At 71.0% G+C, this 16,548-nt stretch carries 15 protein-coding genes; all 15 read right to left on the bottom strand.

From position 1 onward, the window contains the following. Positions 1-25: 25 nt before the first annotated feature. On the bottom strand, positions 26-2,128 hold the full coding sequence (locus tag AB0M83_RS38870; RefSeq protein WP_364525191.1) for a primosomal protein N': 2,103 nt from the start codon (positions 2,126-2,128) through the stop codon (positions 26-28). An 89-nt stretch (positions 2,129-2,217) separates the two neighbouring features. Then, on the bottom strand, positions 2,218-3,420 hold the full coding sequence (gene metK / locus AB0M83_RS38865; RefSeq protein ID WP_364525209.1) for a methionine adenosyltransferase: 1,203 nt from the start codon (positions 3,418-3,420) through the stop codon (positions 2,218-2,220). A 93-nt stretch (positions 3,421-3,513) separates the two neighbouring features. Then, on the bottom strand, positions 3,514-4,734 hold the full coding sequence (gene coaBC, locus AB0M83_RS38860; RefSeq protein ID WP_364525189.1) for a bifunctional phosphopantothenoylcysteine decarboxylase/phosphopantothenate--cysteine ligase CoaBC: 1,221 nt from the start codon (positions 4,732-4,734) through the stop codon (positions 3,514-3,516). Then, positions 4,727-4,996, bottom strand: coding sequence for a DNA-directed RNA polymerase subunit omega (gene rpoZ, locus AB0M83_RS38855; protein ID WP_308671079.1), 270 nt, complete (start codon positions 4,994-4,996; stop codon positions 4,727-4,729). Before rpoZ ends, coaBC begins: the two co-directional genes overlap by 8 nt. Next, complete coding sequence (gene gmk, locus AB0M83_RS38850; protein ID WP_364525186.1) at positions 4,993-5,661, bottom strand: guanylate kinase; 669 nt, start codon at positions 5,659-5,661, stop codon at positions 4,993-4,995. Before gmk ends, rpoZ begins: the two co-directional genes overlap by 4 nt. Then, complete coding sequence (mihF, locus tag AB0M83_RS38845) at positions 5,658-5,975, bottom strand: integration host factor, actinobacterial type (RefSeq protein WP_013224622.1); 318 nt, start codon at positions 5,973-5,975, stop codon at positions 5,658-5,660. Before mihF ends, gmk begins: the two co-directional genes overlap by 4 nt. Positions 5,976-6,082: 107 nt before the next feature. After that, the gene (pyrF, locus tag AB0M83_RS38840; protein ID WP_364525184.1) at positions 6,083-6,946 is read right to left on the bottom strand and encodes an orotidine-5'-phosphate decarboxylase; all 864 of its coding nucleotides are present in this window, start codon (positions 6,944-6,946) and stop codon (positions 6,083-6,085) included. Further along, entirely contained in the window at positions 6,943-10,257 is a 3,315-nt protein-coding gene (gene carB, locus AB0M83_RS38835) for a carbamoyl-phosphate synthase large subunit (protein WP_364525181.1), read from the bottom strand. The genes pyrF and carB overlap by 4 nt, the downstream gene beginning before the upstream one ends. Next, positions 10,257-10,868, bottom strand: a complete 612-nt coding sequence (locus AB0M83_RS38830) for a DUF4276 family protein (protein WP_364525179.1) — start codon at positions 10,866-10,868, stop codon at positions 10,257-10,259. The genes carB and AB0M83_RS38830 overlap by 1 nt, the downstream gene beginning before the upstream one ends. Continuing rightward, positions 10,865-12,025, bottom strand: a complete 1,161-nt coding sequence (locus AB0M83_RS38825; protein WP_364525177.1) for an AAA family ATPase — start codon at positions 12,023-12,025, stop codon at positions 10,865-10,867. Before AB0M83_RS38825 ends, AB0M83_RS38830 begins: the two co-directional genes overlap by 4 nt. Then, positions 12,022-13,143 carry a glutamine-hydrolyzing carbamoyl-phosphate synthase small subunit gene (gene carA, locus AB0M83_RS38820; protein ID WP_364525175.1) on the bottom strand — a complete coding sequence of 374 codons (1,122 nt, stop codon included), beginning with the start codon at positions 13,141-13,143 and terminating at the stop codon, positions 12,022-12,024. The genes AB0M83_RS38825 and carA overlap by 4 nt, the downstream gene beginning before the upstream one ends. Next, positions 13,140-13,634 carry a transporter gene (locus AB0M83_RS38815; RefSeq protein WP_364525173.1) on the bottom strand — a complete coding sequence of 165 codons (495 nt, stop codon included), beginning with the start codon at positions 13,632-13,634 and terminating at the stop codon, positions 13,140-13,142. The genes carA and AB0M83_RS38815 overlap by 4 nt, the downstream gene beginning before the upstream one ends. Next, positions 13,634-14,920 carry a dihydroorotase gene (locus AB0M83_RS38810; protein WP_364525171.1) on the bottom strand — a complete coding sequence of 429 codons (1,287 nt, stop codon included), beginning with the start codon at positions 14,918-14,920 and terminating at the stop codon, positions 13,634-13,636. Before AB0M83_RS38810 ends, AB0M83_RS38815 begins: the two co-directional genes overlap by 1 nt. Continuing rightward, positions 14,917-15,849 carry an aspartate carbamoyltransferase catalytic subunit gene (locus AB0M83_RS38805; protein ID WP_364525169.1) on the bottom strand — a complete coding sequence of 311 codons (933 nt, stop codon included), beginning with the start codon at positions 15,847-15,849 and terminating at the stop codon, positions 14,917-14,919. Before AB0M83_RS38805 ends, AB0M83_RS38810 begins: the two co-directional genes overlap by 4 nt. Then, on the bottom strand, positions 15,846-16,460 hold the full coding sequence (pyrR, locus tag AB0M83_RS38800) for a bifunctional pyr operon transcriptional regulator/uracil phosphoribosyltransferase PyrR (RefSeq protein ID WP_364525167.1): 615 nt from the start codon (positions 16,458-16,460) through the stop codon (positions 15,846-15,848). Before pyrR ends, AB0M83_RS38805 begins: the two co-directional genes overlap by 4 nt. Between the last annotated feature and the right edge of the window lie 88 nt (positions 16,461-16,548).

Below are 16,548 nucleotides of genomic sequence, written 5' to 3'. Positions count from 1 at the left end.
TGATGGGAGGGTCGACACGGGCTTGCTAGATGAGGTCCAGGGGGTCCAGCTGGACGCGGATCGGTTCCGTCGCCTTCTTGGCGTCCCGTCGGGCCGCGGCCGCGTGGATGGCCGACGACAACGCCTTGCCCTCGGCGCGCGAGACGCGGACCAAAGCCCGTTCACGCTCGGCGTTGCCCTCTTCGTCGATCTCACCCAGCGGAACCGGGCCCAGCACCTCGCCGGACGGCGGCAACGGCAGGTCCGAGAGAAACCCGGCCACCGCGTCGGGACTTCCCTCCACGCTCGCCATCCGCATCGCCGGTGGGAAGCCCAACTCGCGGCGCTCCGCCAGCTCCTGGCTCGCGTGCCACGCCGGGTCCCAGCGGACCAGGGCCTGGACCACCGCCATCCCCGCCTCGGCCCCCACGATGACCCGCCCGCCGGACGACGAAGGGCGCACCAGAGCAGCCGCCGCCATCCAGCGGCGCAACGTCTCCTCCCCCGCGCGCAGGTCCTGGCGGCCCAGCAACGCCCAGCCGTCCAGCAACAGGGCCGCGCCGTAACCGCCCTCGGCCACCGGTTCCGCTCCCGGGGTGCACACCACCAGCGCCGGCTTGCCCGGGACCGTCGACAGCACCTCCGCCGCCCCCGACGTGCGGACCGGGATGCCCGGGAACGCGCGCCCCAGCTCCTCCGCCGTCCGCTTCGCGCCGACGATCACCGCGCGCAGGCGGACCGAGCCGCACGCCGTGCAGCGGAACGCCGTCTCCGGGACGCCGCACCAGCGGCACGCCGGGGGCTTCGGCTGCCCGTCGACCGAACCGCCCGGCAGGGCCAGCGGTCCCGCGCAACGGCGGCAATGCGCCGGCGTGCGGCAGTTTCCGCACGCCAGGCCCGGCACATACCCGCGCCGTGGCACCTGCACCAGCGTGGGGTGCCCCGCCGCGAACGCCTGCCGCGCGGCTTCGAACGCCACCGCCGGCAGCCGGGCGACGCGGGCGGCCTCGTCGCGGGCGACGTCGAAGTCCTCGCCGACCGGGGTGACGCGGGGAGCCGAAGACCGCAGCACCGTGCGCTCGGCCAGGACCGGCGCCGCCCAGCCGGACTCGACGAGCAGCTGCGCCTCCGCCGTGCGCGCGAAGCCTCCCACCAGCAGCGACGCCTTCGCCGCGTGCGCGCGGTCCATCAGCACGTCCCGGACGTGCGGGTACGGCGCGTGCTGGTCGAGGTGCAGGTCGTCGCCGTCGTCCCAGACGGCGAACAGCCCCGGGTCGTGAACCGGCGCGAACATCGCCGCGCGCGTGCCGACCACCACCCGCACCGCGCCGCGCAGCACCGCGAGCCACCGCCGGTACCGCTCGGCGGGCCCGAGGCCGGCGATCAGCGCCACCACGGCGTCCTCGCCCACCAGCTCGGCACACGCGTCGTACACCCGGGTCAGGTCGCGGTGGTCCGGCACCACCAGCACCGCGCCGCGGCCGGCGGCCGCCACGGAACCGGCGGCCTCGGCGAGCCGGCGTGGCCAGTCCTCGCCGGGAAGGGCCTGCCAGACGGCGTTCGCGGGCTTGCCCTCCGCGAGGGCCTCCAGGAACGCCGGGCCACGCTGGTAGCGCGCCCACGCCGTGGTGTCCGGGGCGGCAGGAACGGCCGCGGGCGGAACGGGCGGCTCGCCCTCGGCCTTCGCGTGCCGCGGCGGGATCGCCAGGCGCAGGACGTCGGACAACGTGCCGCCGTAGCGATCGGCGACCGCCCGGCACAGCGTGTGCAACGACGGCGGCAGCACCGGCTCGGGCGACGTCACGCGGTCGAGGAACGCCAGCTTGCTGCCGTAGTCGCTGGTTTCGCCGCGCTCGATCAGGTAGCCGTCGACGAGCTGCCCGGCGAACCGGACGCGGACGCGGCACCCCGGCACCGCCGTCTCGTGCAGCTTCTCCGGCACGAGGTAGTCGAAGGTGCGGTCCAGGTGCGCCAGCGGGATGTCGACGACGATCCGCGCCACCGGCCGCTCAGGCGCGGGCGACTGCGCCCCCTTGGCCTTCTGGCCCGGCTTCGGTGGTTTCCGGGCGCGCGAGGGCGCCGCCTTCGCCGGAGCGGAAGGCGGCTTCTCCGGAAGCTCCCAGAGAGCGGCAGGCTCGGAACTACTCACGCCGTGATCTCTACCAGACCCCTCCGACACCCCGGACGCCAGGAAGGCCACCTCGAAGAGCTTCGAGGTGGCCTTCACCGGATCGTGCGTCAGGCCCCCGCGGCGTTCTTCAGCGCCTCGGCGCGGGCCGTGCTCTCCCAGGGGAGGTCCAGCTCGGGCCGGCCGAAGTGGCCGTACGCCGCCGTCGGCGCGTAGATCGGGCGCAGCAGGTCGAGGTCGCGGATGATCGCGGCGGGCCGAAGGTCGAAGACCTCGGTGATGGCCTGCTGGATCTTCGACGGGTCGACCGTCTCGGTCCCGAACGTCTCGACGAACAGGCCGACCGGGGCCGCCTTGCCGATCGCGTACGCAACCTGCACCTCGGTGCGGGAGGCCAGGCCCGCGGCGACGACGTTCTTGGCCACCCAGCGCATCGCGTACGCGGCGGAGCGGTCGACCTTGGACGGGTCCTTGCCGGAGAACGCGCCGCCGCCGTGGCGGGCCATGCCGCCGTAGGTGTCGACGATGATCTTGCGCCCGGTCAGGCCGGCGTCGCCCATCGGGCCGCCGATGACGAAGCGGCCGGTCGGGTTGACCAGCAGCCGCGCGCCGGACGTGTCGATGCCCAGGCCTTCGAGCTCGGGGCCGACGACGTGCTCCTTGACGTCGACGCTGAGCATCCGCTCGAGGTCGATGCCGTCGGCGTGCTGCGAGGACACGACGACCGTGTCGAGCCGGACCGGCTGGTCGCCGGCGTACTCGATGGTCACCTGGGTCTTGCCGTCCGGGCGCAGGTACGGCAGCACGCCGTCCTTGCGGACCGCGGTCAGCCGCTTCGACAGCCGGTGCGCCAGCGCGATCGGCAGCGGCATCAGCTCGGGGGTGTCCGAGCAGGCGTAGCCGAACATCAGGCCCTGGTCGCCGGCGCCCTGGCGGTTGATCTCGTCCTCGTCGGATTCGACGCGCGACTCGTACGCGGTGTCGACGCCTTGGGCGATGTCGGGCGACTGCGAGCCGATCGCGACGTTGACGCCGCACGAGTTGCCGTCGAAACCCTTGGCGGAGGAGTCGTACCCGATCTTCAGGATGACGTCGCGGACGATCGTGGGGATGTCGGCGTACGCCTCCGTGGTCACCTCGCCGGCGACGTGCACCTGGCCGGTGGTGATCAGGGTCTCGACCGCGACGCGGCTGCGCGGGTCCTTCGACAGCAGACCGTCGAGGATCGAGTCGCTGATGGCGTCGCAAATCTTGTCGGGGTGCCCTTCGGTCACCGACTCCGAGGTGAACAATCTGCTGCTAGACGCGGTCACCGTGGCCGTCACTTCCTCACCTTGTCGTCGGATGCCCCGAAACTTAGGCACCCCTTACCTGTGCAAGCGTACTGACTATCGCTCGAGCGACCGTCAACGCTTCACGAAGCTCACAACAGCGTCCCACAGGGTGGACGCCAGTTCAGCCTTCGCGCCGAGGGGTATGGGGATTTCCGTGCCGTCGGAACCGAGCAGCCAGCCCGAATTGTCCTCCGTGCCGAACGCCTTGCCGTCGCCGACCGCGTTGACGACCAGCAGGTCGGCGCCCTTGCGCTTGAGCTTCACGCGGGCGTGGTCGAGGACGTCGCCGTGCTCGTCGCCGGTTTCCGCGGCGAACCCCACGACGACCTGGCCCGGCCGCCGGGCGCGGACCAGCTCGGCGAGGATGTCGGCGTTGCGGTCGAGGGTGATGACGGGGTCCGGCTGGTCGTCGGACTTCTTGATCTTGTGCTCGGCCCGGTTCGCCGGCCGGAAGTCGGCGACGGCGGCGGCCATGACGACGACGTCGGCGGTTTCGGCCGCGGCGTGCACGGCCTGCCGCAGTTCCTCGGCCGTCGACACGTGCTCGACCGTCGCGCCCGCCGGGTCCGGCAGCGCGACCGTGTGGGCGGTGATCAGGGTGACCTCGGCGCCGCGCTGGGCGGCGACGCGGGCCAGCGCGTAGCCCTGCTTGCCGGACGAGCGGTTGCCCAGGTAGCGGACGGGGTCGAGCGGCTCGCGGGTGCCGCCCGCCGACACGACGACGCGGACCCCTTCGAGGTCACGCGGGAGGGCGTCCGGCCGGGCCAGCAGCAGCCGGGCGAGGTCGACGATCTCGGCCGGGTTCGCGAGGCGGCCCTTGCCGGTGTCGACGCCGGTCAGCCGGCCGGAGTCGGGCTCGGTGACGATCGCGCCGCGCGAGCGCAGCAGGGCCACGTTGTCGCGGGTCGCGGGGTGCTCCCACATCTCCGTGTGCATCGCCGGGAAGAAGGCGACCGGGCACCGGGCGGTGAGCAGGGTGTTCGTCAGCAGGTCGTCGGCCAGGCCGTGCGCGGCCTTGGCGAGGAGGTTCGCCGTGGCGGGGACGACCAGGACGAGGTCGGCCTCCTTGCCGACGCGGACGTGCTGGACCTCGGGCACCTCGGTGAACACGCCGGTGTGCACCGGGTGCCCGGAGAGGGCTTCGAAGGTGGCCGCGCCGACGAAGTTCAGCGCGGCTTCGGTGGGGACCACGCGGACGTCGTGACCGGATTCGGTCAGCCCCCGCAGCACCTCACAGGCCTTGTAGGCGGCGATGCCGCCGCCCACGCCCAGGACGACCTTGGGCTTACTCACCCTCGGTGTGCTCGAGCAGGCCACCGTGGATCTCGCGCAGCGCGATCGAGAGCGGCTTCTCGCGCGGGCCCGGCTCGACGAGCGGACCGACGTACTCGAGCAGGCCCTCGCCCAGCTGGGCGTAGTAGTCGTTGATCTGGCGGGCACGCTTGGCCGAGTAGATCACCAGCGCGTACTTCGAGCTGACCTTCTCGAGCAGGTCGTCGATCGGCGGGTTGGTGATGCCCTCGAGCTCTTCGGTCAGGGTTACCTGGGTGGTCACTCGTGGTGCTCCGAATCGGTTGGGCTACCGGCGGCAAGCTGCTCGCCGGTGACCAAGTTTAGCAAGTGCTCAGCGGCCTCTCGCACGTCGGCGTTGACGACGCGGTGGTCGAACTCGCCGGCGGCGGCCAGCTCACGCTCCGCTTCCGCCAGCCGGGCCTGCACGGCGGCCTCGTTCTCGGTGCCGCGCCCGGTGAGCCGGCCGACGAGTTCCTCCCAGGACGGCGGCATCAGCATCACCAGCCGGGCCTCCGGCATGGCCGCGCGGACCTGCCGGGCGCCCTGCAGCTCGATCTCCAGGATCGCCGGGCGCCCCTCGGCGAGGGCCTTCTCGACCGGTTCGCGCGGGGTGCCGTAGCGGTTTCCGGTGAACTCGGCCCACTCCAGGAGCCGGCCGTCGGCGATCATCGCGTCGAACTCGGCGCGGTCGACGAAGTGGTAGTGCGCGCCCTCGACTTCGCCGGGGCGGGGCTTGCGCGTGGTCACCGAGACGCTGAAGTAGATGTCGGGCTCCAGCTTCCGCAGCTCGCCCACCACGCTCGACTTCCCGACCCCCGAAGGCCCCGATACGACGGTGAGCCGGTGCCGGGGGATGTCCCCCGTCACCGGCTCACTGCCGCGGTCGGCGCCCCGGTTCACCGGGTAGTCACGACCGGCGCCGTTCACTCGCCGCTGAACTCGGCCAGCAGCGCCTTGCGCTGCCGGTCGCCGAGGCCGCGAAGGCGACGGCTGGGGGCGATCTCCAGTCGTTCCATGGTCTGCTGCGCGCGGACCTTGCCGACGCCCGGGAGGGCCTCGAGCAGAGCCGAAACCTTCATCTTGCCGAGGACTTCGTTCTCCTCGGCCTGCTTCAGCACGTCGACCAGAGTGGTACCGCCCCGCTTCAGCCGCTCCTTCAGCTCAGCACGGATCTTGCGAGCGGCGGCGGCCTTCTCCAGCGCCGCAGCGCGCTGTTCCTCTGTCAGCTGGGGAAGTGCCACGTTTTCCTCCGGTAGTTCTCAAAACTGGGTGGGTGACGCGACGGTACCCACCCGTGAGCACCGGCCACAATGCGGGGGTGCCTGGTGGGGGCCCGTTCCGGCCCCTGCTATTGGTCGTTTTCCTGCGGGTCGGCCAGCACTTCGGCGACCCGTTCGACCGCTTGGCGCAAAGCCGCTTGCTCCGGTCCGTGCCGCAGCAGGTCACGGGACGACGCGGGCAGCACACCGGGCAGACCTGTACCGACAGCAGCGCCGAAGAGAGCCCGCAGATCGGCCACAGTGGCTCCCTGGGCCCCGAAACCGGGCGCCAGCACCGGTCCGTTCAGCCGCGAGAGATCGAGTTCCCCCGGCGAAACGGTGGCCCCGACCACGACACCCACATCGCCGAGCGGTTCCGCGGATGCGTTGAGCGCCGCCACGGAATCGACGATCGACTGCGCCACCGTGCGCCCGTCGGGCAGCTTCGCGTTCTGCACCGCGGCCGCTTCGGGGTTGGAAGTTCGCGCAAGCACAAAGATGCCGCGCCCCGCGGCGACCGCCGTTTCGGCGCATTGGGCCAAAGAGCCGAACCCGAGGTAAGGCGAGACGGTGATCGCGTCGGCCGCGATCGCCGCGCCGTCGGCCACGTACGCGGCGGTGTAGGCCGCCATCGTGGAGCCGATGTCGCCGCGCTTGACGTCCAGCAGCACCAGCGCGCCGGCTTCGCGCGCGGTTTCGACGACGCGTTCCAGCACCCGGATGCCCGCCGCGCCGAAACTTTCGAAGAACGCCGACTGCGGCTTCACGATCGCCGTGCGCGCCGCCAGGACCTCCGTGGCGGACAACGCGAACCGTTCCAGGCCCGAAGCGTCCACCGGGAGCTCCCAGGCCTCGAGCAGGCCCGGGTGGGGGTCGATCCCGGCGCACAGCGGGCCCCGGTCCGCGACGGCCTTCGCCAGCCGCGCCCCGAACCGCTCCGAAGGCGCCGTCACGACTTCGCCTTCAGCGCCGCCTGCAGCTCCTGCAGGGACTTGACCCCGATGTCGCCCCGGATGAGCGCCTCGATGCCGTGCACGGCCGCCGCGGCGCCCTGCACGGTCGTCACGCACGGGATGTCGCGCGACACCGCGGCGGTGCGGATTTCGTAGCCGTCGACGCGCGGGCCGCTGTTGCCGTACGGCGTGTTGATCACCATGTCGACGTCGCCGTTGAGGATGACGTCCACGATGTTCGGCTCGGCTTCGGTCGACCCCTCGTAGTGCTTGCGCACCACGGTGCACGCGACCCCGTTGCGCCGCAGCACTTCCGCGGTGCCGGACGTGGCGAGGATCTCGAACCCGAGGTCCGCCAGCCGCTTCACCGGGAACACCAGCGAACGCTTGTCGCGGTTGGCCACCGAGACGAACACGCGCCCGGACGTCGGCAGCGAGCCGTAGGCGGCGCTCTGCGACTTGGCGAACGCCTTGCCGAAGTCGACGTCGACGCCCATCACCTCGCCGGTGGACTTCATTTCCGGGCCCAGCAGCGAATCGACGCCGTGGCCTTCGGGCGTGCGGAAGCGGTGGAAGGGCAGCACCGCTTCCTTCACCGCGACCGGCGAGTCGGCCGGCATCTGCCCGCCGTCGCCGTCGGCCGGCAGGACGCCGCTCTCGCGCAGGTCCTTGATCGTCGAGCCGGTCATGATCAGCGCGGCGGCCTTCGCGAGCGGCACCGCGGTCGCCTTGGACACGAACGGCACCGTCCGCGACGCGCGCGGGTTGGCCTCCAGGACGTACAGGACGTCGTCCTTGAGCGCGTACTGGACGTTCAGGAGCCCGCGCACACCCACGCCGCGTGCGATGGCCTCGGTGGAGCGGCGGACGGCCTGCAGGTCGGTGTGCCCGAGTGTGATCGGCGGCAGTGCGCACGAGGAGTCGCCGGAGTGGATCCCGGCTTCCTCGATGTGCTCCATGACCCCGCCGAGGTAGAGCTCTTCGCCGTCGTACAGCGCGTCGACGTCGATTTCGATGGCGTCGTCGAGGAAGCGGTCCACCAGCACCGGGTGTTCGGGGGTGATCTCGGTGGCACGGCCGATGTAGCCGGCCAGGGTCTCCTCGTCGTAGACGATCTCCATGCCGCGCCCGCCGAGCACGTAGGACGGCCGGACGAGCACCGGGTAGCCGATCTCGTCGGCGATCCGCTTGGCGCCTTCGAACGACGTCGCCGTGCCGTAGCGCGGCGCGGGCAGCCCGGCGTCGGTGAGGACCTCGCCGAACGCGCCGCGGTCCTCGGCCAGGTGGATGGCCTCCGGCGGCGTCCCGACCACCGGGACACCGGCGTCGGCGAGCCGCTTGGCCAGGCCCAGCGGGGTCTGGCCGCCGAGCTGGACGATGACGCCGGCGACCGTGCCGGACGCCTGCTCGGCGTGCACGACCTCGAGGACGTCCTCGAAGGACAGCGGCTCGAAGTACAGCCGGTCGGACGTGTCGTAGTCGGTGGACACGGTTTCCGGGTTGCAGTTGACCATGACGGCCTCGAACCCGGCCTCCCGCAACGCGATCGCCGCGTGCACGCAGGAGTAGTCGAACTCGATGCCCTGGCCGATCCGGTTCGGGCCCGAGCCGAGGATGAGCACCTTCGGCTTTTCGCTCTGCACGGCCACTTCGGACTGCGCTTCGGGGTCGGACTCGTAGGCCGAGTAGTGGTACGGCGTCTGGGCGGCGAACTCGGCCGCGCAGGTGTCCACGGTCTTGAACACCGGCCGCACGCCGAGGCGGTGGCGCAGCGTGCGGACGCCGTCCTCGCCGGCCAGTTCCGGCCGCAGCGCGGCGATCTGGCGGTCCGACAGGCCGGTGCGCTTGGCGCGGCGCAGCAGGTCGCCGTCGAGCACCGGGGCGTCGCGGACCTCGGCGCCGACCTCGCCGATGTAGGCGATCTGGTCGATGAACCACGGGTCGATGCCGGAGGCCTCGTGCACCTGCTCGACGGTGCCGCCGAGGCGCAGCGCGCGTTCCACTTCGTACAGCCGGCCTTCGTGCGGCGTGCGCAGGTCGTCCAAAGTGGACTCCAGCGTGACGCCCTCGGGGTCGGGCAGCGTCCAGAAGCCGGTCGCCTTGGTCTCGATCGAGCGCATCACTTTGCCGAGGGCCTCGGGGAAGCTGCGGCCGAACGACATCGCCTCGCCGACGCTCTTCATCGTCGTGGTCAGCGTCGGGTCGGCGCCCGGGAACTTCTCGAAGGCGAACCGCGGCATCTTCACGACGACGTAGTCCAAAGTGGGCTCGAAGGCCGCCGGGGTCTCGCCGGTGATGTCGTTGGTGATCTCGTCGAGGGTGTAGCCGATGGCGAGCTTCGCGGCGATCTTGGCGATCGGGAAGCCGGTGGCCTTCGACGCCAGCGCACTCGACCGCGACACCCGCGGGTTCATCTCGATGACGACCATCCGGCCGTCGGCCGGGTTGATCGCGAACTGGATGTTGCAGCCGCCGGTGTCCACGCCGACCTCGCGCAGCACGGCGATGCCGACGTCCCGCATCACCTGGTACTCGCGGTCGGTGAGGGTCATGGTCGGCGCCACGGTGACGGAGTCGCCGGTGTGCACGCCCATCGCGTCGATGTTCTCGATCGAGCAGACGACCACGACGTTGTCGTGCTTGTCGCGCATCAGCTCGAGCTCGTACTCCTTCCAGCCGAGCACGCTCTCCTCGATGAGCACCTCGGTGACGGGAGATTCGGCGAGCCCGGTGGACGCGAGCCGCTCCAGGTCTTCCGGCGTGTGCGCCATGCCGGAGCCGAGCCCGCCCATGGTGAAGCTGGGCCGGATCACGACCGGCAGGCCCAGGTCCTCGACGGTCTCGCGGACCTCGGCCATGTCGTGGCAGACACGGCTGCGCGGCACGTCGGCGCCGATGGTGCGCACGATGTCCTTGAACTTCTGCCGGTCCTCACCGCGCTGGATGGCGTCGATGTCGGCGCCGATCAGCTCGACGCCGTACTTGTCGAGCACCCCGCGCTCGTGCAGGGCGACCGCGCAGTTGAGCGCGGTCTGCCCGCCGAGGGTGGCGAGGATCGCGTCGGGGCGTTCCGCCGCGATGACCTTCTCGACGAAGTCCGGCGTCACCGGCTCGATGTAGGTGGCGTCGGCGAACTCGGGGTCGGTCATGATGGTGGCCGGGTTCGAGTTCACCAGGGACACGCGCAGGCCTTCGCTGCGCAGCACCCGGCAGGCCTGGGTACCGGAGTAGTCGAACTCCGCGGCCTGCCCGATCACGATCGGCCCGGAGCCGATCACCAGCACGTGCTGGATGTCCGTCCTCTTCGGCATCAGTTTCCTTCTTTCACCAGGCGCCGCAGACCGTCGCGGAAGACCTGAAAGCTTGGGGATCGGTTGTTCTCGATGTCCATGTGGGGCGCGATCTCGCTCGCCGCCCGGACCTTCTGGAGGCCCTTCCGGTGATAGCCGTGCTTCTGCAGGACGTGTTCCAAGCCCTCCCACGCACCACCGGGAACGTTCTCCGGGTCGCGGAACTTGGCCTGGCTGTCCAGGCTGAGTGGCACCCGGGGATAAGCCGCGTTCAGCGCCGGGACGTCACCCAGGAACCAGGCCTCGAGTTCCTCGATCACGATGCGGAACAGCGTCGCTTCACCCGGCAGTCCCGCTTTGTGCGCGATCTCGACGAGGCGGCTCTTGAGCTCGGCGCAGTCGTCGTTGTCCCGGTCCAGCAGGACAACGATCCGCAGGCCCGTTTCAGCCCAGTAGTGCGTGTAGTCCCGGAGCCGGACGGGCAGCTTGCGCAGCAGATCGGTCTTGCCGTTGAAGGGGACGATCTCGAAGGCCACTTCGGGAACGATCTTCGGGAGAAGAGCTTTCAACGCTCCTTCCGCGGACGGTTCCTCGACAAGCACTTCGAGGCGACAGGGAGCCAGCACAGTCACGGGCGCTCCCCGAGCGGGTCACCGAACCGGAAATATCCCTCGGTCCACAGGTCACCGAGCGCTCCGCCGGACTCGACCATGCGGACGACCGCCGCTTCGTCGGACGCCCGCTTGACCTCGGCGTAGCCATCGTTCCCGCGCGCGAACGTCCAGACCTCGTCCGGTCGCAACGCGTCGACGAAGCGAGGCGCGTGCGTCGCGATGATGACCTGGTCGGCGCGCGCCCCCCGCGCGTCTTCGGCAAGCAAATAGTGGATGCGCGGGTGGACCTGGTTCTCCGGTTCTTCGAGGAGGAGGACCGACGTGTCCGTGCGCAATGCCACCAGGTAGCCGAGCAGCAGCAGCGTGCCATCGGAGATGTGCTCCGGGGCGATGAGGTCTTCCTTGCCGTGCTCGCGCAGCCGAACGATCCAGGCGCCGTTGCCCTGCTGGAACGGTTCGATGTCTTCGAGTCCCGGGGCATACTTGCGCAAAGAAGCCCTGATGGCTTCCCACTCGCGTGGAAGCCCATCGCGAAGGCGCCGGACGATGGCGCCCACGTTCCGGCCATCCGATTTGAGCTGGGACGCCTTGTCGTCCTTCGCACCGTTGCGCATCGCATCGAGATTCAGATCTGAGAGCCCGATCTCAGCTATGAACCGGTGGAACTTACCGACTTCGGCCGCGTTGGCGAGCTGACTGACCACGCTTACGCCGAGCAGGTCCGGGCCGGCCAACGAGACCTGCTCCCCGACTGCGCCCAGACCCGCAACCGTCCCCATCCCACCCCGGAACTCCAGAGCTTCTGAAGGCGCATCAGCACCCGCCGGCTGCCAAGTCAGCTTCTCCTCGGCGATCATCGGCCCGTCGTCGTCGTGGTCGATGACGAGCCGGTACTCGCCCACCGCGCTTTCGATGCGGCAAGTCACCTCGATCTCAACCGGCCCGGCCGCACCGTGGGTGACAATGTCGGCGGCACCACCGCGCTCGTCCCACGCCGAGCGCAGCCCAGCCCGAAACGACTCAGCGAGAAAGTCCAGCGCATCGAAGACTGTGGACTTCCCGCTGCCATTAGGGCCCAGCAGCGCCGTCACCGGCGTCAGACCGGACAACTCGACGTCCCGGAGCACCCGGAAGTTCCGGATCCGGAGCCGCTCGATGCCGGTCGTCAGCGTCACGACCGCTTCTCCATGAGCGAAACGAAATCGTCGAACAGGGGGGCCGCGTCGTGCGGGCCGGCCGCGGCTTCGGGGTGGTACTGGACCGAGAACGCCGGGACGTCGAACGCCCGCAGGCCCTCGACCGCGCCGTCGTTCGCGCAGTAGTGGCTGACCTGGGCCGCGCCGAAGGGCGACTCGAAGCGCTGCCCCGGCTCGCCTTCGAGGGCGAACCCGTGGTTCTGCGCGGTGATCGCCACCCGCTTGGTGGCGACGTCGATCACCGGGATGTTGATGCCGCGGTGGCCGTAGCGCATCTTGTACGTGCCCAGGCCGAGCGCGCGGCCGAGGACCTGGTTGCCGAAGCAGATGCCGAACAGCGGGATCTCGCGGCCCAGCACCTGCTTGGTCAGCTCGGTGGCGTGCGTCGTCGTGGCCGGGTCGCCCGGGCCGTTCGACAGGAACACGCCGTCCGGCTCGATCGCCAGGACCTCCTCCAGCGACGCGGAAGAGGGCAGCACGTGCACCTCGATGCCGCGCTTGATCATCTGGCGCGGGGTGTTGGACTTGATGCCCAGGTCCAGCGCGACCACGCGGAACCGCGTCTCACCCTCGGGCGAAACCACGTACGGCTTCGGCGTGGTGACCTGGCCGGCCAGGTCGGCACCTTCCATCTTCGGGCTCGCCAACACCGAAGCGACCATCTCGTCGACGGTGCCCAGCGCGTCGCCGGAGAACACCCCGGCGCGCATCGCGCCGAGCTCGCGCAGGTGCCGCGTCAGCGAGCGGGTGTCCACCTCGGCAATGCCGACGATCCCCTGGTTCACCAGCTCCTCGTCCAACGTCCGGCGAGAGCGCCAGTTGGACGGCGTGCGCGCCGGGTCGCGCACCACGTAGCCGTTGACCCAGATCTTCGACGACTCGTCGTCCTCGTCGTTCCAGCCGGTGTTGCCGATCTGCGGCGCGGTCTGCACCACGATCTGCCCGTGGTAGGACGGGTCGGTCAGCGTCTCCTGGTACCCGGTCATGCCGGTGCAGAACACCGCCTCGCCGAGGGTTCGTCCCCGCGCGCCGTAGGCCGCGCCGCGGAACACCCGGCCGTCTTCGAGTACCAGTGCGGCCTGAGCGCGCGCGTTCACTGGGCACCTCCCTTGATCTTGAGCTGTTCTGTCCACTGTGGATAGTCGTCGAGTTCGTCGCCGCGGAAGCCGGTGTCGAGCTCGGTGCCGCCGAGCCGCCAGGTGACGACCAGCAGCGCGTCCGTGCCCATCACCTTCCCGGCGATCTTCGTGTCCCGCCGGACACCGGTGACCGCGTCGCGCGGGATCCAGAAGTCCGGCGCGCCGCCGCGTTCGACGGCGATACCCCCGGCGTGCAGCCGCCAAACCGCGCCGGTGCGCAGTCCCGCGCCGCGGGTGACGATCCGGTTCTGCCACTCCCCCGCGATCGTCGTGGCGACGTAGACGCCGGTGGACTCCAGCAGCACCTCCCCCGCGTCCTCGGGGATGGCGGGGAACGGCGGCACCTGGGCGCTCTGCGAGCGGGACTTGCGGCGCCAGCCGACGTACATGCCCCAGAGGCAGAGCAGGAAGAAGGCGACGATCGCCAGCACCAGCCACAGGCGTTCCATCAGCAGACCTTCCCGTCCCGCGCGGTGAGCCGCCCGCGCAGCAGCGTCGCGGTCACCACACCGGGGAGCCGCATTCCCTCGTACGGGGTGTTGGCGGCGATGCTGGCCAGCTCCGCGCCCCGCACCGTCCACTCGGCGTCCGGGTCGACGAGCGTCAGGTTCGCCGGCTCGCCGACCGCGATCGGCCGGCCCTGGTCGGCGAGGTTGCCGATCTCGGCGGGCCGCTCGCTCAGCACGCGGGCGACGCCGCGCCAGTCGAGCAGCCCGGTGCGGACCATGGTCTCGGCCACGATGGACAGTGCCGTCTGCAGCCCGAGCATGCCCGGCCGCGCGGCGGCCCACTCGGTGTCCTTGTCCTGCACCGCGTGCGGCGCGTGGTCGGTGGCGACGCAGTCGATGACGCCCTCGGCCAGCGCGGCCCGCAGCCGCGCGGTGTCCGATTGTGTGCGCAGCGGCGGGTTCACCTTGTTGACCGGGTCGTAGGTGGCCAGGCGCTCGTCGGTGAGCAGCAGGTGGTGCGGCGTGACCTCGGCCGACACCTTCGTGCCGCGGTCCTTCGCCCAGCGCAGGACGTCCGCGGTGCCCGAAGTGGACACGTGGCAGACGTGCAGCCGCGCGTTCGCGTGCAGCGCGAGCAGGCAGTCCCGGGCCACGATGGATTCTTCCGCGGCGGCCGGCCAGCCGGTGTAGCCGAGCCGGGCCGCGCGCTCGCCCTCGTGCGCCTGGGCGCCGACGGTCAGCCGCGGCTCCTCGGCGTGCTGCGCGATGACGACGTCGAGCGCGGTCGAGTACTCCAGCGCGCGGCGCATCAGCAGCGGGTCGGCGACGCAGAGGCCGTCGTCGGAGAAGACCTTGACCCGCGCCTGCGAGTTCGCCATCGTGCCCAGCTCGGCGAGCTTCTCGCCCTTGAGCCCGACGGTGACCGCGCCGACCGGGTGGACGTCGACCAGGCCGACCTCCTGGCCGCGCCGCCAGACGTGCTCGACGATCACGGCGTTGTCGGCGACCGGGTCGGTGTTGGCCATGGCGAACACCGCGGTGTACCCGCCGAGGGCCGCCGCGGCCGAGCCCGAGTCGATCGTCTCGGTGTCCTCGCGGCCGGGTTCGCGCAGGTGGGTGTGCAGGTCGACGAAGCCCGGCAGCAGCACCTGACCGGCCGCTTCGAGGATTTCGGCGTCTTCGGGGACGTCGACGGCGCCGATCGCGGTGATCACGCCGTCCTCGACCAGGACGTCGACCGGGTCACCCTCGCCGTAGGGGCGGGCGCCCTTGATCACGGTGCTCACGCGGCGGCTCCTTCACTGGCCAAGAGGTGGTAGAGGACCGCCATGCGCACGTGGACGCCGTTGCGGACCTGTTCGGTGATGGCCGAGGCCGGGGAGTCGGCGACCGCGCTCGCGATCTCCATCCCGCGCAGCATCGGGCCGGGGTGCAGGACGACCGCGTGGTCGGGCAGCAGCTTCTGGCGCCGTTCCGAAAGGCCGTACGCGATCGAGTACTCGCGCGCACTGGGGAAGAAGCCGCCGTGCATGCGTTCCGCCTGGACCCGCAGCATCATCACCGCGTCGACCGCGGGCAGCTCGGCGTCCAGATCGTGCGAAACGGTCACCGGCAGGCTTTCGACGCCGTAGGGCAGCAGCGTCGGCGGCCCGACCAGCACCACCTCCGCGCCGAGGGCCGAGAGCAGGTGGATGTTCGAGCGGGCGACGCGGCTGTGCAGGACGTCGCCGACGATCGCGATGCGACGGTCCTTCAAGGACCCCAGGCGCTCCCGCAGCGTCGCCGCGTCGAGCAGGGCCTGCGTCGGGTGCTCGTGGGTGCCGTCACCGGCGTTGACCACCGACGTCCCGGGCTCGGCCAGCCACTCCGAGAGGCGCTGGGCCGCGCCGCTGGCGGGGTGCCGGACGATCACGCAGTCGGCGCCCGCGGCGGCCAGCGTCAGGGCGGTGTCGCGCAGGGACTCCCCCTTGTTCACCGAGGAGCTGGACGCGGAGACGTTGATCACGTCGGCGCTCATCCACTTCCCGGCGATCTCGAACGACACCCGGGTGCGCGTCGAGTTCTCGTAGAACAGGGTGATCACCGTGCGGCCGCGCAGCGTCGGCAGCTTCTTGACCTCGCGGCCGAGCAGCGTGTGCTTCAGCTCGTCGGCGGTGTCCAGCACCGCGGTGGCGACCGCCGGGTCCAGGCCGTCGGTGGCGAGCAGGTGCTTCAAGACTCTTCTCCGGGGGCGTCGAGGGGGCCGGCTTTTGATGGACGCAGCAGCACCGCGTCGCGGCCGTCGATCTCGGCCAGCAGGACGGACACGCCCTCGGTGCGGGCGGTCGGCACGTTCTTGCCCACGTAGTCGGCCCGGATCGGCAGCTCGCGGTGACCGCGGTCGACGAGGACGGCGAGCTGCACCGCGCGGGGGCGGCCGTGATCACGGAGGGCATCGAGCGCGGCCCGGATCGTGCGGCCGGAGAAGAGGACGTCGTCGACCAGGATCACCACCCGGTCGTCGATGCCGCCGGGCGGCAGCTGCGTCTGTTCGAGCGCGCGCGGCGGGCGGCGGCGGAGGTCGTCCCGGTAGAGGGTGACGTCGAGGGCGCCGGTCGGCGGGCGGACCCCGGAGAACTCGCCAATCTTGCCGGCGAGGCGGGCCGCGAGCGGAGTGCCGCGGCTGGGAATCCCGAGCAACACGGGCGGGGTAGTGCTCTCCGCACCGTTCGCGGTCTTTTCGATGACCTGATGGGCCATTCGGGCGATCGTGCGCGCGACATCGCCGGCCGTGAGGAGCTCGCGCTCCCCGGCCGAACCAGCCGCGCCACGCGGACGTGACGACACTTCGGACTCCTTCCCCGCCTCACCGGACGGGTCCTTAAAGGACGTCTGTTCCCCTGCTGGTCGGGGCTTTCGCACCGACAGTAGCAGG

It is taken from the genome of Amycolatopsis sp. NPDC051106 (genome assembly GCF_040682775.1).
GTDB lineage: Bacteria > Actinomycetota > Actinomycetes > Mycobacteriales > Pseudonocardiaceae > Amycolatopsis.
The sequence above is the reverse complement of the archived record's forward strand: the minus strand, read 5'-3'. Positions and strand labels throughout refer to the sequence as shown.

Coding starts and splice junctions, on each gene's coding strand:
- carB (WP_364525181.1), bottom strand. CDS start 10,257: ATGCCGAAGAGGACGGACATCCAGCACGTGCTGGTGATCGGCTCCGGG.
- AB0M83_RS38815 (WP_364525173.1), bottom strand. CDS start 13,634: ATGGAACGCCTGTGGCTGGTGCTGGCGATCGTCGCCTTCTTCCTGCTC.